This window comes from Roseovarius tibetensis, assembly GCF_050896375.1.
Taxonomy (GTDB): Bacteria; Pseudomonadota; Alphaproteobacteria; order Rhodobacterales; family Rhodobacteraceae; genus Roseovarius; species Roseovarius tibetensis.
The window spans coordinates 147,231-159,156 of sequence record NZ_JBPBBB010000004.1 but is presented as its reverse complement, the minus strand read 5'-3'; the positions used below and the strand labels follow the sequence as shown (position 1 = coordinate 159,156).

Sequence of the window (11,926 nt, the reverse complement as noted above, 5' to 3'; positions counted from 1 at the left end):
CGGGACGGGGCAGGGATCAGTACCCGCGCTGCACGCGGCTGAAGGTTTCGGACCACTCGGCCTCGTTGCCATTCCAGTAGTTCGGATCGGCAAAGGTCAGCGACGACAGCGTGCCCGTCGGATCATAGGCCGGCAACGTCGGGATCTTGTCGCCCAGATCCACCTTGGTGCCGTCAAGCGCCGGTGGATAGTTCTGACCCTCGGCCACGGCGATCGAGGTTTCAGGCGCGAGCATGAAGTTCAGCAATTCCTCGCAGGCCTCGACCGGGCTGCCCTTGATCACGAACAGGCATTCCTGCCACGCGAAGCTGCCCGGCGCATCGTAATAGCCGATGTCGTGGCCTTCCTGCTGCAGCGCCGCGATGCGGCCCGACCAGCCTTCGGTAACGTGGATCTCTTCCTCGGCCAACAGGCTCATCAGTTCGGCGCCCGAGGACCAGTATTTCAGCGCGAGGTCGCGGTGGCTGCGGATCGCATCCCAGACGGCCTCCATGTCCTGGATGTTGTTGGGGTCCTGCCCGGTCTGCAGGGCACCGTACCAGATGCGCGTGCGCCAGTCGGACCAGCCGCCGATCTTGTCCTTGTAGGCCTCGTCAATCAGGATCGACGCGCCCTTTTCCTTCATTTCCTCGTCAGAGATGTACTTGCGGTTATAGGCCAGACCGGTCGTGCCGTAGTCGTAGGGCACCGCCGACAGGTAATCGGGCGTCACCCTGCGATATGCGTCGGTCAGGGTGTCCATCACCAGCGACATATTGGGAATGTTGTCGAGGTTCAGCTCGACCGTCAGCCCGAAATTCACGTAGCGAGCATAATCGAACACGCCCGACAGATGCGCGACGTTATACGCCCCCTCCTGGCTGGACCGGACCTGGGCCAGATATTCGTCACCCCCCGAGAAGGTGCCATCGACCACCTCGATGCCGGTCTTTTCCGTGTAGGGTTTGAAGGCGTGTTCGCGGAACGCCTCGGACACGACGCCGCCCCAGCCATCGAAACGCACCTGCTGCACATCCTGCGCATGCGCGAAGCGGGCAAGCGGCGTCTGCACGCCGTAGGCCAGACCGGCCGCACCCAGAAGGCCCAGAAAATTGCGCCGGTCGAGATCGCCGTTGCGGTAACGCTCCAGCAGTCGTTCGTATCTTTTGCCGTTATCCATCTGTCATATCTCCTTGTCGAGGGTTCTGGCGGTTCTCAGGTGCCGCCTTTCATGGCGAGTTTGCGGGCCACCGCCGCACCAAGCAGCGGCAGGCCCACGGTCAGCACGATCATCACCGTGCCAAGCGCGTTGATTTCCGGACTGATCGAATTGCGCAGCATCGAGAAGATCTGCGTCGGCACCGTTTCCACCCCGCCGGGCTTCCAGAAGAGGGTGCCGGTGATGTCGTCGAAACTGATGGTGAAGGCGAACAGCGCGCCGGCGGCCACCGCCGGCAGCATCAGCGGCAGCGTCACCGCAAAGAAGGTCTGCACCGGCGAGGCCCCGAGGCTGAGCGCGGCCTCTTCCACGTCGCGCTTGATCGACACCAGCCGCGCCTGCACCACGAGAATCACGAAGGGCAGCGTGAAGATGACATGCCCCGCGAGCAACAGCGCAAAGCTTTTGCCCAGCCCCAGCCAGTTGAGAAACAGCAGCAGCGCCACAGCGAGCACCACTTCCGGAACCAGAATGGGTGCGATCAGAAGCGTGGTGATCGTGTTACGCCCTGGCACGCGGTAGCGCACCAGCGCAAGGCTCGCGAGGATGCCCAGTGTTGTCGAGATCACCGCCGTCATCAGCCCGAGCACCAGCGAGGTCTGGAACGCGCGCATCACCGCGTCGTTGTTCCACAATTCCCCGAACCAGCGCAGCGAAAACCCGGTCATCGGAAAGCTGCCGAACTGGTTGGCGTTGAACGACAGCAGCACCACAACCGCGACGGGCAGGAACATGAAACCGTAAACCAGCACGGTCCAGATGCGGATCGCCTGCCACCCCATCAGCCCAGCCCCTTGGCCAGTTGTGATAGCCCCAGGTAGCGGTTGTAGATCGCCACCAGCAGCCCCAGCACGATCAGCAGAAGCAGCGACAGCGCCGATCCCAAGGGCCAGTTGAGCTGCGTGATGATCGCCTCGTAGACAAGGTTGGCGAACATCGCATCCGTCGGTCCGCCAAGCACGATCGGCGTGATGTAGGTGCCCGCCCCCAGCACGAAGCACAACAGCCCCCCGGCGGCGAGGCCCGGCAGCGACAGCGGCAACGTGACCTGGGTAAAGGCCTGCCACTTGGTCGCCCCGAGCGACGTCGCCGCATCCTCGAGATTGGTGTCGATCCCTTCGAGGCTGACATAGACGTTGAGAACCATGAACGGCAGCAGGAAATGCACGAGCCCGAGGATCACGGTGGCCTCGTTGTAGAGCATCTGGATCGGCTCGGTGATGATGCCGAGCGACACAAGCAGCGTGTTGAGCGCGCCCGAGGTGCCGAGAATGTTGATCCAGCTCATCGTGCGGATGATGTAGCTGATCCAGAAGGGCAGCATCAACAACAGCAGCAGGATCAGCTTGTTGCCCTTGGAGCGGGCGATGAAATACGCTGCCGGGTAGCCCATCAGCCCGCAGACGATCGTGGTGATCGCCGCGATCTTCAACGTGTTGAGCAGGATGTCGCGATAGAAGCGGTCGGTCAGCGCCTTTTGCCAGTTGTCGAGATAGAAACCGACCGTATCCGCGCCCGTGGCCGAGCGCAGCCAGAAGGAATACACAACGATGAAGATCAGCGGGATGATCAGCAGGAACAGCACCGCCGTCAGGGCGGGAGATAGCAGTATCCACGGCTGTCTTGCCTCGCGGGCTTCGACCGACATCGGTCTCCCTTTCGCATGCCCTTGGTTCATTGGGCTTGAACCTAGGGTGCAAAGCGGGCATGCATTTATCAAATAGATAATAGGAATTGTGACAATAGATCAAATCTATGGATAACCGCGACAGCCCCGACCGCATCATGCGCGAGATGGATTGGAACCTCTTGCGCACATTCGTCACCATGGCGCAGTCGCGATCGGTGACAGATGCAGCGCACCGGCTGCGCCTGACGCAGCCCTCGGTCTCTACTGCCCTGAAAAGGTTGGAGGATCGCGTGGGCAAGCGGCTCATCAACAGGTCGCCCGGACGCTATGACCTGACCGAGGCGGGCGAGGTTCTCTACCGCGAGGCACTGGACATACAGGGCGCGATCCTGCGGCTGTCGACCCTGATGCGAAACATGACCGACGAGGTCACGGGGCATGTGCGTGTCGCACTGGCCAGCCATGTGGTCTGCCCGCTTTTTGATCAGGTGCTGGCGGAATTTCACACCGAGACCCCCCGCGCCACGCTGTCCATCGAGGTGCATACCTCGGCGCAGGCAATCGACCAGGTCTCGGCCCGTGCCGCGTCGCTGGCGATCTGCCTCGTGCATCAGCGCAATCCCAAGCTGGAATATCTGCGGCTTTACCGCGAGTTCTTCGGGCTGTTTTGCGGGCCGCCGCACCCGCTGTTCGGACATCACGACCTGACGCGTGCCGATCTGGCCGGGCAAAGCGCCGTCAGCTTCGACACTGACCGCTTGCAGGACGCCCTGAAGCCGGTGACGCTGATGCGCGCCCAGGCCGAACTGGGCGACCGGATCATCGCCACCTCCAGCCATCTCGAGGAGGTGCGGCGCATGATCGTCGCGGGGCTGGGAATCGGCCCGCTGCCCCTGCATGTCGCGCAGCGGGACGTGCAGGACGGGCTGCTGTGGCAACTACCCCCCTATGATCAGACGGCGCCGGTGGATGTGCACGTGGTGTGGAACCCGCGCGCCATCCTGAACCGGGCAGAACAGTCCCTGCTTGACCGCCTGGCGCACCGCATCGACACCACGCCGATGGAGGCGCGCACCTATCGCTGACCGGATCGGGCGGCTTTCCGCGCAGGCGGGTGTCACTGCGGTAACGAGGTTTGATTGCCGGCACCCTTGCACCTGCGTTGCGACCCGGTAGAACACTGGCATGTTCGCATGACGTGGGGCCTCTGATGTCGATTGCACTGATCATACTGGCGGCGGGCAAGGGAACGCGCATGAAGTCCGACCTGCCGAAGGTTCTTCACGAGGTCGGCGGGGTCCCGATGCTGACCCACGCGACCGAGGCGGGCCAAACGCTCGATCCAGATCATACGGTGATCGTCGCGGGCCACGGCGCCAATGCTGTGGCCAAGGCGGCCCACGCACATGACGACACCGTGCGCATCGTTCTGCAAGAGGAGCAGTTGGGCACAGCCCATGCCGTCGCGCAGGCCCGGTCAGAGCTTGCCGGGTATGACGGCGACGCGCTGGTGCTTTACGGCGACACGCCCTTCATCCGCCCCGAAACGCTGAACCGGATGGCCGAGGCGCGGCATGCGCATGACGTTGTGGTCCTGGGCTTCGAGGCCGCCGATCCGGGGCGTTACGGGCGGCTGGTTGTCGCGGATGGCGTGCTGGAACGAATCGTCGAGTTCAAGGACGCCACCGCGCAGGAGGCGGCAATAACGCTGTGCAACAGCGGCGTGGTGATGGCCCCCGCACCGCTGCTGTTCGATCTGATCGCGCAGGTCGGCAACGACAACGCCTCTGGCGAATACTACCTGACCGACATCGTCGGGCTGGCGCGCGCACGCGGCCTTTCGGCCACCGCCGTCACCTGCACCGAGGCCGAGACCATGGGCATCAACAGCCGCACCGAGCTGAGCGTCGCCGAGGCCGCGTTCCAATCGCACAGGCGGGCCGACGCGATGGAAAACGGTGTCACGCTGGTCGCCCCCGAGACCGTGCATTTCGCGCATGACACATATCTCGGTCGCGATTGCCTGATCGAGCAGAACGTCATCTTCGGGCCCGGCGTCACAATCGAGACCGGTGCGCGCATCCGGGCATTCTCGCATCTCGAAGGCTGTCACGTTGCGCGCGGCGCGATCGTGGGGCCTTACGCCCGCCTGCGCCCCGGAACCGAACTGGCCGAGGATGCGCGGATCGGCAATTTCGTCGAAATCAAGCAATCGCAGATCGGCGAAGGGGCCAAGATCAACCATCTCAGCTATATCGGCGATGCCGAGGTCGGGCGCGACAGCAATATCGGCGCTGGCACCGTCACCTGCAATTACGACGGCGTCATGAAGCACGAAACGCGGATCGGCGACCGGGTGTTCATCGGCTCGGACACGATGCTGGTCGCGCCGGTCTCGGTCGGGGACGACGCGATGACCGGGTCGGGATCGGTGATCACGCGCGACGTGGCCCCCGGCGCGCTGGCCCTCGGGCGCGCCCGGCAGGTGGAAAAGCCCGGCTTTGCGCGAAAGTTGCTGGACATGTTGCGGGCGAAAAAGGCCCAAAGGGACAAGGAGCGCGGATAATGTGCGGAATAATCGGGGTCCTCAGCGATCACGAGGCGGCGCCGATGCTGGTCGATGCGCTGCGGCGGCTGGAATATCGCGGCTATGACAGCGCCGGAATCGCCACGCTGAACGAGGGGCGGCTGGACCGCCGCCGCGCCGTGGGCAAGCTGGTCAACCTGTCGGACGCGCTGGTGCATCAGCCGCTGGCGGGCAAGGCAGGGATCGGACATACCAGATGGGCCACGCACGGCGCGCCCACCGAGGGCAACGCGCATCCGCACAAGGCCGGTCCGGTGGCGGTCGTGCATAACGGGATCATCGAGAATTACCGCGATCTGCGGGCGGAACTGGCACAGGCCGGGTTCGGCCACGAGACGGATACCGACACCGAGACCGTCGCGCTGCTTGCGCACCGGTTCATGTCGGAAGGCATGGACGCCGAATCCGCCGCACGCGCCACGATCGCACGGCTCGACGGGGCCTACGCGCTGTGCTTCCTGTTCGATGGCGCGCCCGATCTGCTGATCGCGGCGCGCAAGGGCAGCCCGCTCGCCATCGGTCACGGCAAGGGCGAGATGTTCGTGGGGTCCGACGCGATCGCTTTGGGATCGATGACCGATCGCATCACCTACCTCGAAGAGGGGGATCTCGCGGTTGTGACACGGCAGGGCGTGACGATCACGGACGCGCACGGGGATGCCGTGACCCGGCCGGTCAAGACCATAGAGATCGACCACGCCCGTGTCGACAAGGCCGGGCACCGGCACTTCATGGCCAAGGAGATCGCCGAACAACCGCTGGTCATCGGCTCTGCCCTGACCCATTACCTCAGCGAGGATGGCCGCGACATCGTGCTGCCCGGCGGCACCCCGGATTTCAGCAGCATCGAGCGTATGACCATGGTCGCGTGCGGCACGGCGTTCTATGCCTGTCTCACCGCGAAATACTGGTTCGAGCAATTGGCGGGCCTGCCCGTGGATGTCGATATCGCGTCCGAATTCCGCTACCGCCACCCGCCCGTCAATGACCGGACCGCCGCGCTGTTCGTCAGCCAGTCGGGCGAGACGGCCGACACGCTTGCCGCGCTGCGGTATTGCAAGGAACGGGCGGGACAGGTTCTGTCGGTGGTGAACGTGCCCGAAAGTTCGATCGCGCGCGAAAGCGACCTGTCCCTGCCGATCCTCGCCGGGGCAGAGATAGGTGTCGCCTCGACCAAGGCCTTCACCTGTCAACTGACGGTTCTGCTGCTGCTGGCGCTGAAAGCCGGTCACGCGCGCGGGCGGATCGACGACGAAGGCCTGGCCGACATGTTGTCGCATCTGCGCAGCCTGCCCGCCACGTTCAACACGGCGATGGAGATCGACCATGACATCCGCGCCGTGGCACGCGACCTTTCAACCGCCCAGAGCGCGTTGTTCCTCGGGCGTGGGCTGATGTATCCGCTGGCCCTCGAAGGGGCGCTAAAGCTCAAGGAAATCAGCTACATCCATGCCGAGGGCTACGCCTCGGGCGAGTTGAAGCATGGCCCGATCGCGTTGATCGACGAAAACCTTCCCGTGATCGTCATGGCTCCCTGCGACGCGCTTTTCGACAAGACCGTGTCGAACATGCAAGAGGTCATGGCCCGCGGCGGGCAGATCCTGCTGATCTCGGATGCCGAGGGGGTCGAGGCGGCCGGCGCAGACACATGGCGCACCATTACCCTGCCGCGTGTCGATCCTGTGCTGGCGCCGATCCTGTTCGCGCTGCCGGCGCAATTGCTGGCCTATCACACCGCCATCGCCAAGGGCACGGATGTCGATCAACCGCGCAATCTGGCGAAATCCGTCACCGTGGAATAGGCCGGTCCGGCCGCAAGATGCAAAAGCAGCCGGACACCCGCGCGCGGTCATTGCCATCGTGGCGTGACCTCCCCTAGAACAAGGCCGCCATCAGCCGTAAGGAAAGCCGTTGCCATGTCCGATGCCGCCCCCTTCATGTCCAGCTATCACGCGGTCGAGGAAGGCTGGATCGACTATAACGGGCACATGAACATGGGCTATTACACAGTCCTGTTCGATCGCTGTGCCGATGAAGCCTTCGCCGAGATGGGGTTTGGCCCCGATTACGTGGCGGCGCGCAACCTGACCACCTTCAGCGCCGAGTTCCACATCCGGTACCTGCGCGAGGTGAAGCTGGGCGACCGTGTACGCAGCAGCTTTCACCTGCTGGATCATGATGCAAAGCGCTTTCACGCGTTCCAGCAGCTTTATCACGAAGACGGCTGGCTGGCAGCCACTGGCGAGGGGCTGACCCTGCACGTGGATCTGTCCGGGCCGCGCGTCGCGCCGATGCCCGAGGACGTGCAGGCCCGCGTCGCAAAGATGGCGCAGGCCCATGCGGCCCTGCCGCAGCCCGACGGCGTGGGGCGCCGGATCGGCATTGCGCGCAAGCCCTGAGGGTCAGACCGGCTTGGCCTCGGGACGGGGCGACAGAACGCCGAGGGGCTTGCGGACCTTTTCGCGCAAGCCCGGTCCGCCCGGTGCCTGCACGCGCTTGGTCGCCTCCACGATCAGGACACCGCCGGCCACCGCCAGTGTCAGGCGTGCCCCCATCCGTTCCCACATGCCGGCCGTCTTGCGCCAGAACGGCCGCTCGGAGGGTGGCTGAAACAGGCATGTCGCGTGTCGTTCGGGCAGGAAATCATACCCTTTCAACTGGTTCTCAAGCTGTGTCTGGCTGTAGGGCCGGCCAAAGCCGAACGGCGTGCGATCCGACCGCGACCACAGCCCCGCCCGGTTTGGAACAATGAAAAGCGCGGACCCCCCCGGCCCCAGCACGCGCCAGCATTCCGCCAGCAATGCGCCGGGACGTTCCGACATCTCGATCCCGTGCACGACCAGCAGCTTGTCGACATGCCCGGTTTCGATGGGCCACATCGTTTCTTCGCACAGGACAGAGATGTTGGGCATGCCCTGCGGCCAGCCGATCACGCCCTGCGGTCCGGGCATAAGGCCCACGACCCGACGCGCATCCGCAAGATACGGGCGCAGGAAAGGCACCGCGAAACCGAACCCGGCCACGGTCTGCCCCTGCGCCTCCGGCCAGAATTCGGCGATCTGCTCGCGCACGGTTTTCTGTACCGCGCGACCCAACTCGCTGCGGTAATAGAAATTTCGCAGGTCTTGTACGTCCAGATGCATTGCAGAAACGCCCGTTATCGGTCAACGTGAAGATATCACCATATCGCGGCTTGGAAAATACCATGACTTTGCAAATCGTTACCATTCCCTGCCTGTCGGACAATTACGCCTATCTCGCGCATGATCCGGCAACCGGCGACACCGCGGTGATCGACGTGCCAGAGGCAGGGCCCATTCTGACGGCGCTCGAGGCGCAAGGCTGGACGCTGACGGATGTTTTGCTCACGCATCATCATTGGGACCACGTCGACGGCCTGTCGGAGCTTCTGGCGAAAGCGCCTGCGCGCGTCATCGGTGCCGCGGCGGACGCGCATCGCCTGCCCGCGCTGGATATCGCGCTGCACGACGGCGATACCGTGCGGATCGGTGAACAGGAGGGCCGCGTGATGGATGTCTCGGGACACACGGTCGGTCATGTCGCCTTCCACTTTCCACATAGCCATGTCGCCTTCACCGCCGACAGCCTTATGGCCCTTGGCTGTGGTCGGGTGTTCGAGGGAACGATGGCGCAGATGCATGACAGTCTGTCCAAGCTGGCGGCGCTGCCGCCCGACACGATGATATGCTCGGGCCATGAATACACCGAAAAGAACGCGAAATTCGCATTGACCGTTGATCCCGACAATCCGAAGCTTAAGTCCAGAGTATCAGAAGTGGAGAGCAGGCGACGCGCGGGGAAATCGACGGTGCCCTCCACACTTGAAGACGAACTTGCCACCAACCCGTTCCTGCGCACGAGCGACCCGGATATCCAGGCACAACTGGGGATGGTCGGCGCCGAACCCGATGCGGTCTTTGCGGAAATACGTGCCCGGAAGGACCGTTTCTAAGGCGCACGCCACGAACGAAACATGCGGAAGCTTGAAAAATGAGCCGGTTTGTCGAAAGAATCCTTGAAGCGTGGTCCGTATCGACCAAACTTTAAGACTATGAGGCCAAGGATCGGGGTACACCGCCCCGTCCACGATCAGAAGGAGCACGACCGTGCCTTCATTCTCGAACACACTCGAACAGGCGATCCACGCGGCATTGGCGCTGGCCAACGCGCGGCGGCATGAATTCGCGACGCTGGAGCATCTTTTGCTTGCCCTCGTCGACGAGCCCGATGCGTCGCGCGTGCTTAAGGCATGCAGCGTCGAGACAGAGGAATTGCGCACGACACTGGTGGAGTTCATCGACAAGGAGCTCGCCAATCTCGTGACCGATATTGACGGGTCCGAGGCGGTGCCGACGGCGGCGTTCCAGCGCGTGATCCAGCGTGCGGCAATCCATGTCCAATCCTCCGGCCGGACCGAGGTGACCGGGGCCAACGTGCTTGTCGCGGTCTTCGCGGAACGCGAATCGAATGCCGCGTATTTCCTTCAGGAACAGGACATGACCCGTTACGATGCGGTGAATTTCATCGCACATGGCGTGGCAAAGGACCCTGCATTCGGCGAATCCCGCCCGGTGACCGGCGCGACCGACATGGACGAGGACGGGTCGTCCAAGAACGCCGAATCCGACGCGGTCGAGGCCGGCGATTCTGCGCTTGCGAAGTACTGCGTCGACCTCAACGAGAAAAGCCGGACGGGCGATGTGGACCCGCTGATCGGGCGGGCCACCGAGGTCGAGCGCTGCATCCAGGTGCTGTGCCGCCGGCGCAAGAACAATCCCATTCTCGTCGGGGATCCCGGCGTCGGCAAGACGGCCATCGCCGAAGGTCTGGCGCTGAAGATCGTGAAAGGCGGCACGCCCAAGGTGCTGGCGGGCACGACGATCTATTCGCTCGACATGGGGGCGCTGCTTGCCGGGACACGGTACCGCGGCGATTTCGAGGAGCGTCTCAAGGCCGTGATGACAGAGCTTGAAAAGCATCCCGACGCGGTGCTCTTCATCGACGAGATCCACACGGTCATCGGGGCCGGCGCGACATCGGGCGGGGCAATGGATGCCTCCAACCTGCTCAAGCCCGCGCTGCAGGGTGGCAAGCTGCGCTGCATGGGCTCGACGACCTACAAGGAGTATCGTCAGCATTTCGAGAAGGACCGCGCCCTGTCGCGCCGGTTCCAGAAAATCGACGTTGTCGAACCCACGGTCGAGGATACGGTCAAGATCCTCAACGGTCTGAAGCCGTATTTCGAGGATCACCACAGCGTCAAGTTCACCAATGACGCGATCCGCACTGCCGTGGATCTGTCAGCGCGCTACATCAACGACCGAAAGTTGCCCGACAAGGCGATCGATGTGATCGACGAGGCCGGCGCAGCGCAGCACTTGGTGGCCGCGTCCAAGCGGCGCAAGTCGATCGGGGTCAAAGAGATCGAGAACGTGGTGGCCAAGATCGCGCGCATCCCGCCCAAGAACGTGTCGAAAAACGATGCAGAGGTGCTCAGGGATCTCGAAAGCACGCTCAAGCGCGCCGTCTTTGGTCAGGATACCGCGATCACGGCGCTCAGTTCTGCCATCAAACTGGCACGGGCCGGGCTGCGCGAGCCGGAAAAGCCGATCGGCAACTACCTGTTTACCGGGCCGACGGGCGTGGGCAAGACGGAAGTAGCAAACCAGCTTGCCAGCACGCTCGGGGTCGAGCTTCTGCGTTTTGACATGTCCGAGTACATGGAAAAGCACGCCGTCAGCCGCCTGATCGGTGCGCCGCCGGGCTATGTCGGGTTCGATCAGGGGGGGCTGCTGACCGATGGCGTGGATCAGCATCCGCATTGCGTGCTGCTTCTGGACGAGATCGAAAAGGCGCATCCGGACGTATTCAACATCCTGCTGCAGGTCATGGATCACGGCACGCTGACCGATCACAACGGGCGCAACGTGGATTTCCGCAATGTCATCCTCATCATGACGTCGAATGCGGGCGCGACAGAGCTTGCGAAATCCGCCATCGGCTTCAATCGCGACCGCCGCGAAGGCGAGGATACGGCAGCGATCGAACGGACGTTCACGCCGGAATTCCGCAATCGCCTTGACGCCGTCATCTCCTTCGGGCCGCTGCCCAAGTCGGTGATCCTGAAAGTGGTCGAGAAATTCGTCCTGCAACTGGAAGCGCAGCTTCTGGATCGGGATGTGACCATCGAACTCACAGAGCCGGCGGCAGAATGGCTGGCCGAGAAAGGGTACGATGACAAGATGGGCGCACGCCCGCTTGGCCGCGTCATCCAAGAGCACATCAAAAAGCCGCTGGCCGAGGAGCTTCTCTTTGGCAAGCTTGCCAAGGGCGGTCTCGTCAAGGTCAGCGTCAAGGACGACAAGATCGAACTCGAGGTCGAAGGCCCTTCGGCACGGCGTCTTTCGGGAAAAAAGAAACCGCCGCTGCTGACCGCAGAATAGGCTGAAGACACGTCCCAAGCGAAACGATCAACCACGGCGACCCCTTC

General features: G+C 63.3%; 10 protein-coding genes. 6 read left to right on the top strand and 4 right to left on the bottom strand.

Annotated features, from left to right (window positions below; genetic code table 11):
- Positions 1–16: 16 nt before the first annotated feature.
- From ACROSR_RS04805 to ACROSR_RS04795, 3 genes are read right to left on the bottom strand one after another with little or no spacing between them, the layout of a single operon-like run.
- Complete coding sequence (locus ACROSR_RS04805; RefSeq protein WP_432682638.1) at positions 17–1,159, bottom strand: extracellular solute-binding protein; 1,143 nt, start codon at positions 1,157–1,159, stop codon at positions 17–19.
- 35 nt (positions 1,160–1,194) lie between these two features.
- The gene (locus ACROSR_RS04800) at positions 1,195–1,980 is read right to left on the bottom strand and encodes an ABC transporter permease (protein ID WP_432682637.1); all 786 of its coding nucleotides are present in this window, start codon (positions 1,978–1,980) and stop codon (positions 1,195–1,197) included.
- On the bottom strand, positions 1,980–2,846 hold the full coding sequence (locus ACROSR_RS04795) for an ABC transporter permease (RefSeq protein WP_432682636.1): 867 nt from the start codon (positions 2,844–2,846) through the stop codon (positions 1,980–1,982). Before ACROSR_RS04795 ends, ACROSR_RS04800 begins: the two co-directional genes overlap by 1 nt.
- 107 nt (positions 2,847–2,953) lie before the next feature.
- Here ACROSR_RS04795 and ACROSR_RS04790 point away from each other — a divergent pair, with 107 nt between their 5' ends.
- The 4 genes from ACROSR_RS04790 (at position 2,954) to ACROSR_RS04775 (ending at position 7,814) form a co-directional block, all read left to right on the top strand.
- Positions 2,954–3,913 (top strand): LysR family transcriptional regulator, encoded by a 960-nt coding sequence (locus ACROSR_RS04790; RefSeq protein ID WP_432682635.1) that lies wholly within the window; start codon positions 2,954–2,956, stop codon positions 3,911–3,913.
- Between the two features lie 125 nt (positions 3,914–4,038).
- Complete coding sequence (gene glmU, locus ACROSR_RS04785; RefSeq protein WP_432682634.1) at positions 4,039–5,394, top strand: bifunctional UDP-N-acetylglucosamine diphosphorylase/glucosamine-1-phosphate N-acetyltransferase GlmU; 1,356 nt, start codon at positions 4,039–4,041, stop codon at positions 5,392–5,394.
- Complete coding sequence (gene glmS / locus ACROSR_RS04780) at positions 5,394–7,217, top strand: glutamine--fructose-6-phosphate transaminase (isomerizing) (protein WP_432682633.1); 1,824 nt, start codon at positions 5,394–5,396, stop codon at positions 7,215–7,217. The genes glmU and glmS overlap by 1 nt, the downstream gene beginning before the upstream one ends.
- A 114-nt stretch (positions 7,218–7,331) precedes the next feature.
- Positions 7,332–7,814 (top strand): thioesterase family protein, encoded by a 483-nt coding sequence (locus ACROSR_RS04775; RefSeq protein WP_432682632.1) that lies wholly within the window; start codon positions 7,332–7,334, stop codon positions 7,812–7,814.
- 3 nt (positions 7,815–7,817) lie between these two features.
- Here the strand turns inward: ACROSR_RS04775 and ACROSR_RS04770 are convergent, their stop codons facing one another.
- Complete coding sequence (locus ACROSR_RS04770) at positions 7,818–8,558, bottom strand: methyltransferase domain-containing protein (RefSeq protein WP_432682631.1); 741 nt, start codon at positions 8,556–8,558, stop codon at positions 7,818–7,820.
- 62 nt (positions 8,559–8,620) lie between these two features.
- On the opposite strand from ACROSR_RS04770, the gene gloB reads away from it, so the two are divergent.
- Complete coding sequence (gene gloB / locus ACROSR_RS04765) at positions 8,621–9,388, top strand: hydroxyacylglutathione hydrolase (protein WP_432682630.1); 768 nt, start codon at positions 8,621–8,623, stop codon at positions 9,386–9,388.
- A gap of 154 nt (positions 9,389–9,542) precedes the next feature.
- Complete coding sequence (clpA, locus tag ACROSR_RS04760) at positions 9,543–11,879, top strand: ATP-dependent Clp protease ATP-binding subunit ClpA (RefSeq protein WP_432682629.1); 2,337 nt, start codon at positions 9,543–9,545, stop codon at positions 11,877–11,879.
- Positions 11,880–11,926 lie beyond the last annotated feature (47 nt).

Coding starts and splice junctions, on each gene's coding strand:
- ACROSR_RS04805 (WP_432682638.1), bottom strand. CDS start 1,159: ATGGATAACGGCAAAAGATACGAACGACTGCTGGAGCGTTACCGCAAC.
- ACROSR_RS04800 (WP_432682637.1), bottom strand. CDS start 1,980: ATGGGGTGGCAGGCGATCCGCATCTGGACCGTGCTGGTTTACGGTTTC.
- ACROSR_RS04795 (WP_432682636.1), bottom strand. CDS start 2,846: ATGTCGGTCGAAGCCCGCGAGGCAAGACAGCCGTGGATACTGCTATCT.
- ACROSR_RS04790 (WP_432682635.1), top strand. CDS start 2,954: ATGGATAACCGCGACAGCCCCGACCGCATCATGCGCGAGATGGATTGG.
- glmU (WP_432682634.1), top strand. CDS start 4,039: ATGTCGATTGCACTGATCATACTGGCGGCGGGCAAGGGAACGCGCATG.
- glmS (WP_432682633.1), top strand. CDS start 5,394: ATGTGCGGAATAATCGGGGTCCTCAGCGATCACGAGGCGGCGCCGATG.
- ACROSR_RS04775 (WP_432682632.1), top strand. CDS start 7,332: ATGTCCGATGCCGCCCCCTTCATGTCCAGCTATCACGCGGTCGAGGAA.
- ACROSR_RS04770 (WP_432682631.1), bottom strand. CDS start 8,558: ATGCATCTGGACGTACAAGACCTGCGAAATTTCTATTACCGCAGCGAG.
- gloB (WP_432682630.1), top strand. CDS start 8,621: ATGACTTTGCAAATCGTTACCATTCCCTGCCTGTCGGACAATTACGCC.